This is a genomic window from Micromonospora sp. KC721, assembly GCF_004348355.1.
Taxonomy (GTDB): domain Bacteria; phylum Actinomycetota; class Actinomycetes; order Mycobacteriales; family Micromonosporaceae; genus Micromonospora.
This window is the reverse complement of the sequence record NZ_SMJY01000008.1, coordinates 1-17,065: the sequence shown is the minus strand read 5'-3', so window position 1 is coordinate 17,065 and position 17,065 is coordinate 1. Positions and strand designations below refer to the sequence as shown.

16 protein-coding genes and 3 pseudogenes are annotated in these 17,065 nt (G+C 66.5%); 9 read left to right on the top strand and 10 right to left on the bottom strand.

Going from position 1 to position 17,065, the window contains the following annotated elements; all coding sequences use genetic code 11:
- Positions 1–148: 148 nt before the first annotated feature.
- A complete protein-coding gene (locus E1182_RS02800) occupies positions 149–1,102 on the bottom strand; it encodes a VOC family protein (RefSeq protein WP_132261035.1) in 954 nt (317 codons plus the stop codon).
- A 67-nt stretch (positions 1,103–1,169) separates the two neighbouring features.
- Here E1182_RS02800 and E1182_RS02795 point away from each other — a divergent pair, with 67 nt between their 5' ends.
- A complete protein-coding gene (locus tag E1182_RS02795; protein ID WP_132261034.1) occupies positions 1,170–1,793 on the top strand; it encodes a TetR/AcrR family transcriptional regulator in 624 nt (207 codons plus the stop codon).
- Between the two features lie 178 nt (positions 1,794–1,971).
- Positions 1,972–2,203, top strand: a pseudogene (locus tag E1182_RS32895) (transposase); the annotation flags it as partial.
- Between the two features lie 39 nt (positions 2,204–2,242).
- Here E1182_RS32895 and E1182_RS02785 read toward each other — a convergent pair.
- Both E1182_RS02785 and E1182_RS02780 read right to left on the bottom strand, forming a co-directional pair.
- Positions 2,243–3,082, bottom strand: coding sequence for a MerR family transcriptional regulator (locus E1182_RS02785; RefSeq protein WP_132261033.1), 840 nt, complete (start codon positions 3,080–3,082; stop codon positions 2,243–2,245).
- 12 nt (positions 3,083–3,094) lie between these two features.
- Positions 3,095–3,997, bottom strand: coding sequence for an alpha/beta fold hydrolase (locus E1182_RS02780; protein WP_207921237.1), 903 nt, complete (start codon positions 3,995–3,997; stop codon positions 3,095–3,097).
- A 718-nt stretch (positions 3,998–4,715) separates the two neighbouring features.
- Between E1182_RS02780 and E1182_RS02770 the strand changes: the two genes are divergently transcribed.
- The 3 genes from E1182_RS02770 (at position 4,716) to E1182_RS02760 (ending at position 7,313) form a co-directional block, all read left to right on the top strand.
- Positions 4,716–5,966 (top strand): hypothetical protein, encoded by a 1,251-nt coding sequence (locus E1182_RS02770; RefSeq protein WP_132261032.1) that lies wholly within the window; start codon positions 4,716–4,718, stop codon positions 5,964–5,966.
- 152 nt (positions 5,967–6,118) lie between these two features.
- Positions 6,119–6,808 (top strand): hypothetical protein, encoded by a 690-nt coding sequence (locus E1182_RS02765; protein ID WP_132261031.1) that lies wholly within the window; start codon positions 6,119–6,121, stop codon positions 6,806–6,808.
- Positions 6,809–7,022: 214 nt separating this feature from the next.
- Complete coding sequence (locus E1182_RS02760; protein ID WP_132261030.1) at positions 7,023–7,313, top strand: hypothetical protein; 291 nt, start codon at positions 7,023–7,025, stop codon at positions 7,311–7,313.
- A 328-nt stretch (positions 7,314–7,641) separates the two neighbouring features.
- Here the strand turns inward: E1182_RS02760 and E1182_RS02755 are convergent, their stop codons facing one another.
- Positions 7,642–8,139, bottom strand: coding sequence for an FBP domain-containing protein (locus E1182_RS02755; RefSeq protein WP_132261029.1), 498 nt, complete (start codon positions 8,137–8,139; stop codon positions 7,642–7,644).
- A 77-nt stretch (positions 8,140–8,216) separates the two neighbouring features.
- On the opposite strand from E1182_RS02755, the gene E1182_RS02750 reads away from it, so the two are divergent.
- The gene (locus E1182_RS02750; protein ID WP_132261028.1) at positions 8,217–8,786 is read left to right on the top strand and encodes a TetR/AcrR family transcriptional regulator; all 570 of its coding nucleotides are present in this window, start codon (positions 8,217–8,219) and stop codon (positions 8,784–8,786) included.
- A 527-nt stretch (positions 8,787–9,313) separates the two neighbouring features.
- On the opposite strand, the gene E1182_RS02740 is transcribed toward E1182_RS02750, so the two are convergent.
- The 6 genes and pseudogenes from E1182_RS02740 to E1182_RS02720 form a co-directional block, all read right to left on the bottom strand.
- Positions 9,314–10,225, bottom strand: a complete 912-nt coding sequence (locus E1182_RS02740) for a uridine kinase (protein WP_132261027.1) — start codon at positions 10,223–10,225, stop codon at positions 9,314–9,316.
- Between the two features lie 100 nt (positions 10,226–10,325).
- Complete coding sequence (locus tag E1182_RS02735; protein ID WP_207921236.1) at positions 10,326–11,072, bottom strand: phosphotransferase family protein; 747 nt, start codon at positions 11,070–11,072, stop codon at positions 10,326–10,328.
- Positions 11,073–11,258: 186 nt separating this feature from the next.
- Positions 11,259–11,415: pseudogene (locus tag E1182_RS31905) on the bottom strand (transposase); the annotation flags it as partial.
- Positions 11,416–11,508: 93 nt separating this feature from the next.
- Positions 11,509–11,835: pseudogene (locus E1182_RS32655) on the bottom strand (DUF4145 domain-containing protein); the annotation flags it as partial.
- A gap of 235 nt (positions 11,836–12,070) precedes the next feature.
- Positions 12,071–12,334 (bottom strand): hypothetical protein, encoded by a 264-nt coding sequence (locus E1182_RS31895; protein WP_243705991.1) that lies wholly within the window; start codon positions 12,332–12,334, stop codon positions 12,071–12,073.
- Positions 12,335–12,786: 452 nt separating this feature from the next.
- Positions 12,787–13,278: a transposase family protein gene (locus E1182_RS02720; protein WP_243705990.1), complete on the bottom strand. Its 492-nt coding sequence runs from the start codon at positions 13,276–13,278 to the stop codon at positions 12,787–12,789.
- A gap of 512 nt (positions 13,279–13,790) precedes the next feature.
- Between E1182_RS02720 and E1182_RS02715 the strand changes: the two genes are divergently transcribed.
- The 3 genes from E1182_RS02715 to E1182_RS02705 all read left to right on the top strand — a co-directional run.
- The gene (locus E1182_RS02715; RefSeq protein ID WP_132261024.1) at positions 13,791–15,002 is read left to right on the top strand and encodes an ACP S-malonyltransferase; all 1,212 of its coding nucleotides are present in this window, start codon (positions 13,791–13,793) and stop codon (positions 15,000–15,002) included.
- Positions 14,950–15,741 carry an ACP S-malonyltransferase gene (locus E1182_RS02710; protein WP_165942485.1) on the top strand — a complete coding sequence of 264 codons (792 nt, stop codon included), beginning with the start codon at positions 14,950–14,952 and terminating at the stop codon, positions 15,739–15,741. The genes E1182_RS02715 and E1182_RS02710 overlap by 53 nt, the downstream gene beginning before the upstream one ends.
- A 15-nt stretch (positions 15,742–15,756) precedes the next feature.
- On the top strand, positions 15,757–17,065 hold a 1,309-nt coding region (locus E1182_RS02705; RefSeq protein ID WP_132261022.1), incomplete at its 3' end, for a polyketide synthase.

Sequence of the window (17,065 nt, the reverse complement as noted above, 5' to 3'; positions counted from 1 at the left end):
GAACACCGTCCCAGCGCTACGGCCACCATCCGCCTCTGCCGCGATCCGAGCGCTACGTAGCGCAACCCAGACATTCCCTGTCGATCATGCTGATCTGCCGAGGTGAGTGCGTTGGTTTGCCGGACGACGTAGGGGTGTTTCTGTCGGTTCAACGGAAGGCGATCACCGTTCCGATCGCGGCGGCGACTGGCACGAAGAGCTCTCCGGATGCTGCTCGACACAGCGGGACCTTGTTGGTCTGGAGGAGGTTCTTCGTCGCGGCTAGGTCGCGGACTTCGACCGTGTAGGCAACGAGGGCGGGCAGTGCCGGTGGTTGCTGTCCGGGCAGAGCCTCGGCGAGGCGGGATGCCGGCACCAGGGTCAGTGTTGCCGCACCGAGATCGAACACATACCCACGTCCGTTGGCCTTGGGTGTGCGGTCAAGGTAAGCCTCGTAGCGTGTCCGGATCGCGTCCAACTCAGGGTCGGCGATGCAGAGCGTAGCGCCGACGAGACCGACAGCACCGTTGGGATGGTCGGCCGCGCGGGAGCTCTGGATTCCGGGATCCAGATCCGCAGCGACACCGATCCTGCCTTCGGCCTCCACGCCAGGTTGAACGCCGTCGATCTCTAGATATCGGACTGTTTCGACTTGGGGGCCTACTGGGCGTCGCACGGTGTTGACCCCGCCGTGTTTTACCCCGGAGTTCGTGAGACGAGCTGCGGTCGCCTCGATATCGGACGAGGACAGCATCAGGATGTGCAGGCCCTCGTACCGGTCCAGACAGTCGGACAGGTTGGCGCTGGTGGCGTTGATCCGCTCCATCAGCGATGGCAGCACGGTGGGCGGGGCGTTCAGCGGGACCAGTCGCGCGTCGGCCGGCACTCGAGTACCCACGCCGTCGGCGTCGACGACGGTCACCAGTTCGACGAAGTCCTGAGGAAAGTCGGCGTGGGTGTTGGCTGCGCCGAACGGCTCGAGTGTGCCTCCGCCCTGCGGCACCATCGCGGGATAACTCGGCGCGGGCAGCGCGAACCCTAGCCGTCGATACAGCCTGAGCGCGGCGGACATATCGCGGACCACGTGACCGACGTGGTGCAGGCGGGTGATCTCAGGGGTCATGTCGACCACGCTAGAAGTAGTTTGACCATATGGTCAAGCTACTTTGGGGGTGGGTACCCTGAGACGAATGAGCGCGCAGCACGTAGACGGTCGGCGTCTGCGTTACCAGCACCGACGGCCCGAACTACTCGATGCCGTGGTCAACTACGTTCTCGCGCACGGGTTAGCGGATCTGGCGATGCGGCCGTTGGCCGAGGCAGTAGGGGTCAGCCACGGGACTCTGCTGCACCACTTCGGCACAAAGGAGGCCCTCCTCATCGAGGTGACCGATGTGCTTCGCCAGCGGTTGGCCGACGCGGCCGGCCTAGCCGACTCATCCGGCAGCCTGGCCGACCTCGGCTCGTGGTGGCGGCGGACGACGACCGCGGACCGCCTGCCGGTCTATCGCTTGTTGTTCGAGGTCTTCGCTCAGGCCACACGAGAGCCGGAGCGCTACGAGCGTTTCCTTCAGCAAGCAATGCACGACGCGCTTGGGCTCATGCAGCGGCTGGTCTTGGCGGAAGGATGCCCCGGCGAGCAAGCGCCCTTGATCGCATCGATGATCGTGGCCCAGGCACGCGGCCTGCAACTCGATCTCCTAGCCACCAACGACCGCGAACGCGTCGACCACGCCTTCTCTGTCTTCCTCGACCTCATCGACCACCTGAAGCAAAGCTGGACCAGCGAGCAACCACCAACGCAACCGCACTGACTCCCACCCCCTCGTCCGAGGTCGCGTCGGAGTGCACCCTCATGCCGCTCCGGGTGCGCTGGCGTTGATTGCGGCTGATGACGCGGTGATCTATGACTACCTCTCCCGCTTCAGCTCCCAGTGTCATGGGGGCCAATCAGCTCGTTCTGCGGGCCGCGTGTCCACCTTCTTGGGCCGCGTCAGTGGCCGCGCCCCCACCCACGACCTGCGCGAGATCTTCGACGCCATCCTGTACGTCAACCGGCACCGGCATCGCCTGGCGCTACCTGCCCCACGACTTCCCGCCGTACCGCACCGTCTACGGCTCCTTCGCCGCCTAAAGCACCGAAGGCATCTTCACCGACCTGAACTACCAGTTCACCGGCCTCGCCCGCGACCACCACGGCTGCAGGATCGCACCCACCACGTCGGAGGAATTGTCAAGAGTTGTGGACGGTTCCGGCGTGGGGTTAAGCGCGCATCCGGATCTGGGACCGCTCCACCGCACGGGCTTCATGGGGTGTCTCGGCGGCACCCCGTGCTCGGTTCACGCGCTCAAGCTTGGTCCATCCGGTCCAACCTCGTTTCCGCAGCAACTCGATCAGCCGACGGGCCCCCGGCACAGTGTCGAACGCCAGTTCGTCCATCAGCTTGACCAGCGGTGGCTCGATGTCGGTGTCGTCAACGTAGTCCTCGCCCTCTTCTTCCGCCAGCCGCGTGAGGTAGGCGGCTAGTTTTTCGGCTAGCTCGACCAACGGCGGGTCGTCGGCGGTCCGGTCGAGAGCCTGACTCAGGCTGAGAAAGAAGTCCGTGAGCTGCGGGTCGGCGATCTGCTCCCGCTTTCGTGCTATCCACTCGGGGACCCGCTCGGGTGAGTGCGCGGCCAGCAGGATCCAGCCGTCGCGTTCGGCTTGGACGATCCGCTCGTCGACCCCGAACGCCCGCAATCGGTCGAGATACTCGACCACCGCCGGGGGCAGCGCCAGGTTGTCCCCAACGGCGAGCCGGGCAATCTGCGCCCGGTGCCGCTGCCGCTGCCGGATCTCGGCCCGCAGCCGGCTGTCGATATCGCCAACCGCTGCGGCGAACTCCACCTCGTCCGCCTGTAGCAGCTCCCGCACCCGCGCCAGTGGGACCCCGGCCTCAGCGAGGATCCGGATTTTGATCAGCTCGACCACGGCGCCGGCGTCGTACCTGCGGTAGCCGGAGTGGTCCCGTTCGGGCTCTGGCAGCAATCCCTTGGCGTGATAGTGCCGCACAGCGCGTACCGTCACTCCGGCGTACGACGCCAGCTCACCGATGGTCAGCATCGCACCAGTCTCCTACGGCGTGTTCATCGAGTCGGCCTCGCCCGCTGCGCTGTGTGCACTCCGGATGATTCGGGCAATTTCCGGGGCGCGAGTGAAGACCAGCCGGTGGTCGGCATCGAGCCAGGACGCGGTGATCTGCGGCTGCTCGCGGACAAGCCGCTCGACGCCGGCCCGCCAGTTCTGATTGAGCCTCAGCGCATGCACTTCGCCGCTGTCACCGGCCATCGAGGTCGACATGATCATGCTGATCGGCTGGTCGATCTTTCTGTACCGATCAAGGATCCCCGACCGCACCGCATCGATTTCGATGTTCAGGTCGAGAATCTCCTCGGCAGTGAGCAGCACCTGACGCGCGGTGCCCCGCACGGCCTCCTGCTGCATCGTCAGGTCTTCCCACATTGCGCGGAACTGCGGCGCGAGGGCCTCGGTAATGAATGGTTCAGGCACCGGGTTTGCCCCGTCGATGAGAACAAGCTCGGCGACGGTGCCTGGGTGCTCGGAGGCATAGTGCACGGCCAGGTCCGCACCGAGCGAGTACCCCACAAGCACGGGTGCCGCGGGCAGGTCGAGGTGTCCCAGTTCCGCCATCACGGCGACGAGATCGCTGAGAAACGCCTTGAAGGAGTACCGGTCGGCGGCCGAGGCGAGGCCGTGGCCCCGCAGGTCGAAGGTCACCACGTCGTAGTCGCGCTGCAGCAGCTCAATCAGCTCATGCAGATCCGCGTGTGTCGAGTTTAGCCCGGGGCACAGGACCAGCGGTCGTCCCTGTCCGCCGCGATAGATCGGGATCGTGACATCGTCGTGGTGAACCGTGAACTGCCGCATCGTCCCACGGCTTCCGTCGGCCCTCTTACGATCGGCGCTGTAGGACTTGCCGGGTCCGGTTACCTCGATCGCACTGGTTCTCGTAGTCATGTCAACCATGCTGAAAGGTTGACGCTGCGTCAGGGTCAACCGTCGAGGGCGATATAGCCTCCGCAACACTTGCGGGGCCGCCGCCATCATCGCGACCCCTTGTGCCCGACGGCGTCGCCCCGAAACCGTCGCGGTCTCGGAACCCTCCGCCACCCAAGGCTGGCAGCGAACAAGGTCGGCCCGAGGTGGTCAGCGAGGATGCCGGCCAGCTCTGGGCAGGCGTGGACGCGGTGCCGTAGACGTCGTAGACGGTCCTCGGTCAGGCCGCCGCATCGACACGTTCGACTAGTCGCCACCAGGCACCACCACCCACCCCACGGAGACCAAAACCTGGGTCGACGCGGCTCCAAAACCGCGTCGTCGAAACACGGCGCCCAACTCAGCGTCGACGTCGAGACCGTCACCAAAGACCCACAGGTCAAAGGCTTCAGCGTCGTCAAACGCCGCTGGGTCGTCGAACGCACCCTCGGCTGACTCATGCACCAGCGGCGACTCGTGCGCGACTACGAAGCCCGACCCGACAACTCCGCCAGCATGATCACCCTCGCCACGATCGACAACCTCACCAAACGCCTCACCACCCGAAACCACCCCAACCCGGCGGGACGACTAAAACCACATAACCGACCAGGTACGTGAATCAGGCATCCTCTAATTTGGAACCTGTCTCGTCCCGGCGGTGTCGATCATTCATACACCTACCGAAAGGAGATGGCGTATGCCCGCCACGCCGCACCGCGAGCTGATCGTTTGGAGCGAGGCCAACCCGCCCCATGACGGGCTATCGTCTGACCGGTGGCCGCAGACCGCAGATAGGTGGCGCCGCCGAGCTGGTAGCGCCTTCATCGCGGCGGCGTTGTTGGCGGCGATTGGCGTTTCGGTTAGACACGCGGCATCTGACGAGAAGGTCAGCCGGGTTAGCGCCGCGGTGGCAGCGGACGCGACGTACGTCGACAATGCCGTTACCGAAGTGGACGCCGGCGAGGTGAACGGGACGCGATTCGATGCCCTATTCGTCGAATTCGTCGACCGCGACCACGGGTTCGCGCTGACCGCGACATGCCCCGACGGTAAGCAGTTTTGCTCGTACGGACTGGCCGTCAGCATCGACGGTGGTCGAAGCTATCAGCATCGGGAGCTTCCGTTGGCGAAGGTTGCACCGCCCGAGGGCTATAGCGCCGACCTGCACGCCGTCACCACAGATACCGTCGTGATCGAAGACCGCGGAAAGTGGTGGGTGAGCATCGACGCCGGCCGTACGTGGCGTTCGGCACCGGACTCCGTTGCGCGAAACGTCGCCGAGATCCCAGCCGCCGGGCGTCTACACACTCGTTGTGGCGATACGAACTGCGACAGCCGCGAACTGACGGTGATCGACCCGGACACCGGCATGCGCTTGAAGATGCCCAACGTGCCGCTGGAACAGATCCACGGCTCGTCGGAGTCCACGATCGCCCCTGACGGCACCCGATGGATCTCCGGCATCGCCCGGGGCGATGTCCCCGCTCTGGCCACTACCCGCGACGGTGGCCGTACCTGGTCGGTGTCACGATTCCCCAAGCCGGACAAACTGCTGTCCGCGCCCAGGCTGCTGGTGGGACCCGGCAGCCTCCGGTACGCGATGTTCTCCGTCCAGCGCACGGACGCCAAGAACGGCTTCGGGCCCATGTACGCCAGCACGGACGCGGGCCGAACGTGGGCCCAAGTCCGAGACGGCGAAGGGCAACCCGCCTCGATCCTGGGCGCGATCGTCGGGCCGGATGGACGGCTGCTGATCGGCACGGAGCTCAACGGTCCGATGATCAGCGCCGATCGGGGTCGCACCTTTACGAGACTGGAGGCCGGGCCCAATGTCTCCAACTTCATCGAACGCAGCGGGATAATCACGGCCCAGAGGGGCGACGGGTCCTACTCGACGTCGCTGAACGGCGGGGCGACGTGGTCACCGATCTCGGTACCAGCGCCGTAGCTGGCTCCTCAGACCAAATGTATCCGTATTCGCCGTCCGGTTCTCAGCGAGGACGCGGTTCGGTGATCTGTAGGGTGGGTCTCAAACTGTGGTTCAGGTTGGACGGATTCACATCCCCGGGACCGAGCGCCAGCGGCCCGTAGGGTAGAAGGGTGAACAGTGAGCACATCCTCGCCGAACTCGACCGAGCCGCCGCAACGGATCGATTCGGGCAACTGGAGCATCCGTACCGCTACCTGGTGACCGCCCGGCTGCACGCCTACAGTGACGCCGCCCGATGGGCACTCCTCATGGAGACGGTCGGCTATGATCCGCGTGCCGGCAACGTCGTCGATGTACTGCATCCGGTCGGGAACTGTGTCGTCGGCGAATCGCCGGCCATCCGTGACCGTCACCTCGGCCGGGTCGACAATATGGCCGAGTTGTTCGACGAGGATGCGGAGTGGCCTTGGCTGTTCCGGCAGGTACCGCTCGTGATCCGCGGCCAACAGATCCACCTCGACGCGCCACCGCACATCGAACCGGAGGAACTCTTCCGGATGCTGGTGCCCCAGCACCGGGAGCTGCTGCTGGCCGATGAGTCGGAGCTGCGACAGCTCATCCCCGCCGATCTGCCCGAGGTGCTGCGGTTGGAAGACTGGCACCATGAGGTCCTCATCCCGCTCTCTCCCTACCATCACACCTCCCAGGAGGCGGGACGATTGATACTGGTGGGGCCGAGCGACATCGAGGCGTACCAACAGATTGCACAAGTGCTCGCTACCGCCGACGCAGCTCTCTATCGGCCAACGCTGCCACCGAATACAGATTGGAGAAACTGGCCCATGTCCGGCCGACTGTGAGCGCCCCGCAATCGAGCCGTTGCCCAGAGATGCCGCACCAGAACTGCAGACAGCAGCCATCAGCCGGGTACCCGGGTCTGGATGACTCGCGGGTCCGCCGCGTTCCACTTCGACCAGGACGTGGATCGCCGTCAGCGACCTGAATCGGGCCGCCTTCGTTCGCTGGACGCCGCGCAGACAGACGATCGTCCACAACGTCCGCCCGCGGTAGCGGATGGTTTGGTTCGGCGCCAACGACTGCTATCGCCGGCGGCACCTCGTCTGGACGCCTACGCCGCACCACGCTGAAACCCGGCACGAGGTGATACGGCAGCGCCAGGACGAGCGCAAGCGGCAACAGGAGAACGAACAACGCCGGGCCGAGCAACGGCGCCAGGCTGAAGCCGAAGCCCGGCGCCAGGAGAAGGAATGGCAACGCAAGATCAGAACGGCGGAAGATGCCCCCCGCGGGGAGGAGCAGCAGCGGCAGTGGGCGATCGAAGCCGAACAGGCCCGGCAGCGGTGAGAAGCCGAGGAGCAGCAGCGGCAGGAGCAGGCCCGCGCTGCCCAGAAACTACGGCTCCGGCAGGAGCAGCAGGAGCAGCTGGCGAGTCGCCTGGCGCGGTTGGCAGGAGCAGCTGACTCGCGTACTCGGCCTCAGTCGCGTCACGGTGAACTAGGGGCCTGGCCCGGCTCGCTCGGGCCGGCGCGGTCACGCTGACGGATCGTGGAATCGTCGTGGCCGACGGGCACGCCTCGACCCCGTCGCCGGGGATTGACCGACCCTCACTCGGCCAGCTCGCGGATCGTTGCCGGCGACGGCGGCTGCTCGTCGGCCTGATCTCCACCCACCGTCAGCCCGCGACCACCTTGTCCAGAAAGCCAACCAGGTTGGCCCGGGTCCGGTCGATCTTCTCGGCCAGAGTGATCGACTCGTGGAGTCGACCGCCGAGCCCGGTCTGTTTGCGGCCCCGCAGGTAGAGCGAGCAGGCAAGGTCGGTGCAGATGTAGACGCCCACCGAGTTGCCCTGCTGTCCGGCCCGCCCAGCCTTGCGGGCGGTCATCAGCGATACCCCGTCACCGGAATGGTTGGTCAGGCACAACGAGCACATGCTGCGCCGGGCCCGTCCGGCGGACGGTGCCGCCAGTCGCAGCGCCACCCCCACCGCCCCCTGGTCGGACTCGACCACCAGGTAGGCCCGCTGGGGTGCGGCGGGGTCCCGCCAGCCGAGAAAGTCCAGGTCGGCCCAGGGTCGTTCGGTCAGGTCCCGGGGCAGGGCAAGGCGCTTCGTCTCACCCTTGGTGCAGTTGACGAATGACGCGCGGATGTCGTGCTCGGTCAGGGGAACCATGCCTCGAAGCTATCTCACCCAGGCTAGAAGTGCCATCCAATATGCGTTAGCCTAGAGCTCCTAGGCAGGAGGGTAACGTGGCACGCACAAGAGTGACCGTCGAACGCCTGGTCAACGCTGCGGCGGACCTGACGGACGAGGTGGGATTCGACCAGCTGACCGTTTCGGCGCTCGCCCGCCGCCTGGACGTACGGGACGCGAGCCTCTACTCGCACGTCCGCAACGTGCAGGACCTGCGGATGAGGCTGGCGGCGCTGGCGCTGACCGAACTGGCCGACCGGGTGGCGGAGGCCCTGGCCGGTCGCGCCGGCAAGGACGCGCTGGTGGCCTTCGCAAACGCCTACCGCGACTACGCCAAGGCCCACCCGGGTCGGTACGCCGCCGCCCAGATCGAGATCGACCCGGAGTCACCCGCCGGCAGCGCGGCACGCCGACACGCCGAGCTGACCCGGGCGATCCTCCGGGGCTATGCGCTGGCCGAACCCGCCCAGACGGACGCGGTGCGCTTCCTGCACAGCACCCTGCACGGCTACGTCAGCCTGGAGAGGGCCGGCGGGTTCCGCCATCACCCGCGCACAGCGGACGACTCCTGGCGGAGGTCCCTGGACGCCCTCGACGCCGTCCTGACCGCCTGGCCGCCGGACTAACCCGCCCGCGGGACACCATCCGGTCCCCGGGCAGGCGCCGGTTGCTGCTCAGGCCGCGTCGACCGCCTGACCGGGAACGAACCGGTATTGTCGGCGGGGTTGGCGTCCGTCCTGTTGCCCCAGTCGCAGCGTGTCGACGTAACGCACCCACCAATGGACCATGATCATCGTCATGACCCGCCGCCTCGCCCGCCACCAACCCACCTGAACCCCTTATTTACCAGGCTCTTAGTACTGCAGCTGCACCCGGCCGACCGCCTGCCCTTCTTCAGGAACCCGGTGTCGTCGACGATCGCACACCCGCCGGGGCCGCCGAGGTGCTCGACCACGTAGTCCCGCCCATCGTGACCTGACCTACCGACGTCAGTCGCGCACGAGCCTGACCGGTCGTCTCACGGACCCGCGCCACACCAACAGCGATACCGGCGAAACCGGAGGCGACCGCCCGAGCGGCGATCTGCTCAACCACGTGGTCGACCGCTGCCAGCTGCTGCGCGGTGTGGACGCCAGCGGCTGGCCGATCTTGGTCAGTGTTTAATAGCTTGGTTGGGAAGATCCCGCATGATGCGGGGTGCCTCGAAGTTGCGGTTGTCGATGACGATGTCGGCTCGTTCGGCTGGGCGAATCTCGGCCAGGTAAAGCTCCTCGCCGGGGATGTAGTACGTGCGGTACCGCTCAGCCGCGGCCTCCGCCGAGGCCATCCACGCCTGATCGCGGATCGTGCCGCGGTGTAGCACGTCTGCCACCTCGATGTGGAGGTAGATCAGCAGATCCCAATGTCGTGACAGAGCCGGCTTCTGCAGGAACCCGCCGTCCGTTACCAGGATCGCGTCGTGCGGGGCAACGTGGACGCCGGAGTCGATGGGCGTACGACCGCTGACGTCCATGATCTGAGTGCGGTAGCGCCGGTCGCCGCCCGGACCCAGCGGTGCCAGCAGCTCGTCGCGGATGGCGTCGACGTCGAACATCTCAAAGTAGTAGCTCTCCGGCGAGCCGGCCGGATACCGCGTACGCAGGTCGACACGCCGTTTGAAGTGATCGATCGTGACCCGGAGCACGGGCCGCGCCGTTTTCCCGCCCAGGATGGCGGCCAGCTCGTCGGCCAGGGTTGTCTTGCCAGCCGCGGAGTGGCCGTCGATCCCCACACGTGTCGGGTGATCCAGTCGCAGCGCGAGGATCCGGCCCGCTAATCTGCCGAGCACCTGCTGCCGTGTCGTGGTCACCGAAGCGATGATGTCGGAAGCTGGATTGGCACCTGCACAGGATGCCGCGTCAACGGCCGCGCCCACAAATGGTTCACGGAGGGTTCCGTCGTCGCGCTTCCGCGATGAGCGAGCCTTCAACTCACCACACACCTCTGCACGGAGGCGGCGCTCCGTCTGCGACGGATCCGGATGCCCGCGCTTGGTGTCGCGTACGACGTTGGCGATGGCGCCCACCGGTCGTGAGCCACGATAGCTGCGCTTTCGCGGCGATCGGTGACATCGGCATGTCCAGCCGCGCCCTGTCACCGCTCGCGGCCGTCGGGCTCGTGCGACCTCACATCCGCGATCTCAGTACGTCGAACTCGCAGCCTGGCAAGAACGGGTCGAAGCCGTGTTCGATCAGCCAGCGGGACGCCAGCAGGCTGCGCAACGACCACCAGGCGCGGATCACCTCCCGGTCGACGTCGGTGCCGTAACCGGCGAGGAGATCGCCGACACATTCCTCGTGCCCGAGGGTCAGGGTGGCCAGGTCGAACAGCGCATCGCCGGGCGCCGCCTCGGACCAGTCGATCACGCCGGTGACCTCGTCGCCGTCGGTGAAGATGTGGGTGACCTGCAGGTCGCCGTGCATGAACACCGGCGTCCACGGCCGAATCGCGGCCTCGGCTATCTCGCGGTTGCGGTCGACCAGGTCGGCCGGCAGGACGCCGCTGTCGACGAGCCAGGCGCATTCGCGTTCGAGCTGCGCGTCCAGCCCGACGAGCTTCTTGCCGGCCCACGGCGGCAGTGGCGCGTCGTGCAGCTTCCGGATCACAGCACCCACTGCGGCCCATGCCGCTGGCGACGCGGGCGACGGCTCCCCGAGACGGCCGAGCGCCTGGCCGCAGACGGCGGCGATCGCGAGGACGGGCGGCTTGCGCCACAGGACCTCGGGGGTCGGGACAGGCGCCAGCCCCATCGCCTCGACCTCGACATCGATACGCGCCTGATCGCCGTCGACCTTCAGGAACACGTCGCCGACGCGCAGGGTCGCGCGCTCGTTATGGGCGACGACGACCGTGACCTCCTCCACACCGGCCATTGTCGCGAGCTGATCATCGACGCCGCACGGGGTTATTGCCTGCGAATCGAAATGCGTTACAGCGCACAGGTAAGCGATCTGGCCGACTCGCGCCCATCGGCTAGAAGCAGATGCGCCACACGGTCGATGACGGGCCGTTGTAACGGAACGACGATGGCCCGTCCCTCTGCGCGACGCTGTGCACATTCAGCGAATCTGTCGCTGATCTTGTGACGATCTATCACGCTTAAGCAGGATCCGTTTGCGGAGCAGGTCGAAGTTTGCCCGACCGTAGCCGAGGCGTTTGATCAGCTTGGCCCTGGTGTTCTGCCCCTTCGACCTGGCCGGAACTCCAATATGTGGAGGGCGCGACAGGGGCTGCGCGGCGCGCCTTAAATGCGTTGTACTTGGCATTGAGGACGTAGACATAATTTAGCAATTCTTCCGCCAACTCAAGGGCGTCCTGCGCATCGGCAGCGCTGATGAATATCGTCGTATCGTGGGCAGCTTCATTCCCGAGAGCTCGAAGGTCGTGCGACCAGTCGGTGAGCTTCCCCTCAATGATTCCTTTAGACTTCAAGTCGTTCAGCTTGCCCTGAAGACTGCCGGTCGCGGCCCCCTTGTCGATACAGACCGCCTCGAGTGTCCGCCGGACCATCAGTGCGGCAGCCGTGAACTGTCCAGCATGATGACAAGCGCGCGCCTCCTCAAACGACTTGCGATTCTCGCCGATCCAACCAGCAGGTACAGACGAGGTTGCGTTGCGACAAGACGTGCAAACCACGCCAACCGGGTTCAGGGCTTCGCTCACGAGCGCAAATCGTACGACTCAAACGGCTGTTGAGGAAGCTATCCGATGACACCTTTCGCCGCTTACGACTGACCTTCGGCCAGCAGGGTCAGGTATCATTGCATCCCGCGCGGATATGATCGAGTGCACTCATTTGCCGCCGATCGAGCGTCACAGCGTGTGACGGACGTGCAGTGGTGCCGCCGGTATGTTGCCGCCCGGTCCAGGCTTACCTCGGCCAGTCGATCGCATCGAGGAACTCCTCAACCGCCGTCACCACCCGAGCCAGCACCGCGATCGACTCGGTCAGCGAGCCCGGCAGGCACATTCCGTGGTCGGCGTCCTCGACCTCCAACACATGCGGGGTCAGTCGCCGCGCCAGCTCGCCGTCCCAGAAGTTGTCGGCCGTGCCGCCCACAAGCAGGAACGGTGCACTGGCCTGCCTCAGCGCGGCTGCCACCAATGGCGCGGTCAGCAGCGGGGTCAGCCACACCGCCGGCAAGGATCGTGTGCAGCAATCGCGGCGCCGAACGTGCCAAGGGATTTGCCGATCAGCAACGGACGCCCAACCATCGCATCGGGAAGCTGCCAGATCTCGCCTCGCACCCACCCCTCCAACTGGGCATCGAACCCGGACGGCGGCTCCTGCGACAGACGTGTCGATGCACCCGGGCCCCGCGACGTTCAGCCACGTCGCCGACGTACATCAGCATTCCGGCCGCCGGTCCGAACATCCCACCAGGGATCACAACAGCGTCAGCCACGTCGACGAAGGTACCGCCACCCTCCGCAGAAAGCTCGATCCCGAAACCCTCCAAAGGTTTCGAAGTGCGGCGGCGAAACCGGCCGGCAAGGGACTCGCCACCGGCATCTCCGGCGGGCTGCTGTCCACGCCACTTCCAGCATCGCCACTGTCACCCGCCGCCCAAGACGGCCTTCGGGTGATCATCGACAACCTGCTACGCGCGCGTGGAAGAGGCCACGCGAGGAAGCGATCACCAGGCACAAGCCCACCACGCAGGCCCGGACAACCGCCAACCAAACCAAAGCCCGAGAACCCATAGCCCAGGTATGCCAGTCGGCAATGGTGCGCAACCCGACGCCGTCGCTCACCTGGCAGCCACGCTCGGCCAGCAGCGGCCGCACCTCAACGACGCTGCGCGTGATCGTCGAGCGGTGCACCCCGACCCACGCGGCCACCACGTCATGGGTCAACCCATGACGCAGATGCACCAACGTGGCCAACAAGCAGTCGGCGAAGCCGAACCGATGCTTCGCGCCAGCGCCGATGTGGCGACTACATGCTCGCGCGGCGAGCCGGTCCCGGTGACGAGCCTGCCACCAAGGTGCCAGTTCAACGACCAGGCCCGCAATCACCTGTTCGACCGGCACCGTCCGCTGCCCGTGCCGCACCGTCAAACCCTTCACCTGCGCCATATCTGCACCTCCCAACCACCAACCCGCCGCATCGACCAACCGCCGCCGGTAGCGGCTATGCACCCGACCCGCCCCCGCACCAAAGCCAGGACACACCCGCAGCCGCTCGTCGTGACCGCCTCGATCCGAACCCGACCTACCTTGACCCAGATCCGATCCAACCGAACCGCCGCCAGGTGCGGCAGCAACACCGCAGCACCCTCCACAATCGACGTGCCACATGGTCAACTCAAGTGATCACGAAACCTGAACCAGAGCTCGGCGGCTTGGGCGACATTTTTCGTGTCCACTACTCAATTGGGGTCCACATAGGAGAAATTACACCCAAACCGTTCACTCCGACCGCACGCTCACGCAGCTGTTTACATTGAAAGACGCCTTTCGGTATTGTCACCGTCATGATCCCCCTGCTAGCCTGATGCCCGATGTCGGGCAGGCCCAGGGGCCCGAATGCAATAAACCTCACCCCACCCGGGTCAGTCAATGTGATAGCCCGACAACAAAGGTTGGTTGTGCGTACGCTGCTACTCTTCGACGGCCTTGGCGGCACCAATGATAATCTCCTGCGGGCGCTGCGTGGGCTGTATTCGGGTCCGGAGAACGCTGCATTCTTCCAGGTCGTCTTCGACACAATCGACGAGGTGGTGACCCATCTCGACCGATCGGCGGTGACGGAACCGTCCGCGGACGGATTCGCAGTGCGGCAGTGGCTGGATCCGGGCACTGCCACCCCGGACGGCGTGCTGGGAAACTCGGTCGCCGCCGGCCTGTGCGTTTACGTCTACCAGACCTGTCATCTGCAACCCGCCCGGTACGGCGGGGACGATGTCGTCGCGTCACTGGGCCACAGCATCGGCCTGCTGGCCGCCATTGTCGCCGGCCTGCGACTGCGGCGGATGGACGAGTTTCTCGACATCGTGGCCTCCGGTCTTCGGCTGGTGGCGGTGAGCCTGGCCCGTGCCCAACAGGTCTCGGGCGTACCCGATATCGACCCTGACCTGCTGGGTCGGTACAACGCCAGGGTGCGGCGCGGCGCGGGACCCGGACCGATGGCCGCGCTGTCCGGGCTGCCCCGCGACCGGCTGCGCGACCTCGTGGCGGATTTCAACGCGGCCGGCCCGGCGCTCTCGGTGGGTCTGGCCAACTCTCCGAGCGCGCATGTGCTCAGCGGGCCGACGGCCGACCTCCTCGGTTTCTACCTCCGCCACGAAACCACCTTCGACCGGCCCGGTGTGACCTGGACCTTTCTGACCAACACGGTGCCGTTCCACAGCCCGCATCTCGCTCCGGCCGCACACCAGGTCGACGACGATCGCCCGTTCATCGGTTGGTTACCGGGCGGCGACCAGCTCAGACTTCCGGTGTACGCGACCGATCGACCGCGCAATCTGCAGGAATCGCCGGACCTGGTGGACGAGTTCCTTCAGCAGGTGTTGCTGCGCCCGATTGAGTGGGGGCTCGTGACGCGTCATGCGGTAACTGATGCGGCGATCGGTCGGATCGTGGACTGTGGGCCGGGGGCGGCGGCGCGTCGGTTTACCAAGGAATGCCTGAGCGACGGCGACCGGCAAGTGCGCTTCGAGTCCGTTCACCAATTTTTCGCACCACGGGCGCTAGGAGGTCAGCATGCGATGTCTGCTCTTTCCGGGGCAGGGCGTACAGCGCAGGGGAATGGGAGCGGGGCTGTTCAGCGAGTTTCCGGACAGCACCGCCCTGGCGGATGAGATCCTCGGTTACTCCATTGAGGAGCTGTGTACCCGGGACCCGGACCGGAAGCTGCGGGACACCCGCTATGCGCAACCTGCCGTGTTCGTGGTCAACGCGCTCGCCGGCCGGCGGCAGATCGCCGGACAGCCCGACGGCTACCGGTTCTTCGCCGGGCACAGCCTGGGCGAGTACAACGCCCTGGTCGCCGCCGGTGTGCTCGGGTTCGAGGCGGCCCTGCGGCTGGTGAAGCGGCGGGGTGAGCTGATGGCCGACATCACCGGCGGGGGCATGTCCGCCGTGCAGGGCGTGCCGGCCGCCTTCGTCCAGCGCGCGCTGCGGGAGACCGGCCTGACCAACGTCCACGTGGCCAACTTCAACGCCGACACGCAGACCACGATCGCGGGCGACCGGGTCGAGGTCGCCGTAGCGGCCAAGGCGATCGGCACGCTGCCCGGCGCGCGGGTGGTCCCGCTCAACGTCAGCGGCCCCTTCCACACCCCGCTGATGACGCCGGTCGAGTCGGCGTTACGCGCGCTGCTGGAGAGCTCTGAGTTCGCCCCGGGAGACGGCACCGTCGTGTCCAGCGTGACCGGTGAGGTCTTCCCGCCCGACGAGGGGACCGACCTGCTGGCCCGCCAGGTGTCCAGACCGGTGGAGTGGGTCCGCGCCGTCGCCACGCTGCGCGCGTCGGGAGTCACCCACTTCGACGAGGTCAACGGAAGCACGCTGAGCGCGCTCGTGAGCAGGATTCACTGAAGGGATAGACGCACGATGAGCATCGCGATCGTTGGTACCTCGGTGGAGCTGCCAGGGGTGGACGGCCTGGACGCATTCTGGCGGGTCATCAGCACCGGCACCAGCCTCACCCGGCCGTTTCCGCAGCACCGCAGGGACACGCTGAGCGAGTACATCCACTACCTGCGGGCCACCAGCGTGGAACCGGTGGAGGACACCGACCTCGACTATCACCACGGTTGCTACCTCGACGCCGTGGACACCTTCGACTATGCGGCGTTCGGCATGACTCCCCGGCAGGCTGCCCTGACCGACCCGCATCACCGGATGGTCATGCGTGCCATGTTCCTGGCGCTGGAGGACGCCGGATACTCCGCCGACCGGCTGCGCGGCAGCCGGACCGGGGTGTTCGTCGGCTTCGCCACCAACCCGGGATCGACCTATCTCGACTACATCTCCCGGGTCGATCCGTCGCTCAACCAGCAGGCGATCACCGGCAACATCCCGGCCATGCTGGCCAACCGGTTGTCGCACCTGCTCGACCTGCGCGGCCCCAGCCTCGTCGTGGACACCGCCTGCTCGGCCACGCTGGTGGCGGTGCACCAGGCGAAGAACGCCCTACTCGCCGGTGACTGCGACATGGCGGTGGTCGGCGGGGCGCGAATCGTCTTCGCGCCCGTCAAGCACCCGCACTCGGCCATCGGCATCGAATCGTCCGACGGGGTCACCCGCGCCTTCGACGAGGCCGCCGACGGGACGGGATTCGGCGAGGGTTCCGGCGCGGTGGTGCTCAAGACGTTGGAGCGGGCCCTGGCCGACGGGGACCAGATCTACGCGGTCATCAAGGGCAGCGCGGTCAACCACGACGGCCACACCGACGGCGTCACCAGCCCGAGCGCGCACGCACAGGCGGACCTGCTGCTCGCGGCGTGGCACAACGCCGGAGTCGATCCGCGTACCCTCGGCTACCTCGAGGCGCACGGCACCGCCACCCGGGTCGGCGACCCGATCGAGCACGAGGGCATGAAGCTGGCCTTCGCCCGGCACACCTCGGACGAGCACTTCTGCGCGGTGGGCACGGTCAAGGCGAACGTGGGGCACCTGTTCGAGGGATCCGGCGTGATCGGACTGCTCAAGGCCGTGGCCGTGCTGCGCAACCGGACGCTCCCGCCGCAGGCGAACTTCGTCAACCCCAACCCCAAGCTCGACTTCACCGCCGGGCCGCTGTTCGTCCCGACCGCCCTCACGCCGTGGGAAGCCGCCGAGGGGCCACGCCGCGCCGGGGTGAGCGCGTTCGGCCTCGGTGGCACCAACGCCCACGTGGTGCTGGAGGAGTACGTGGCAC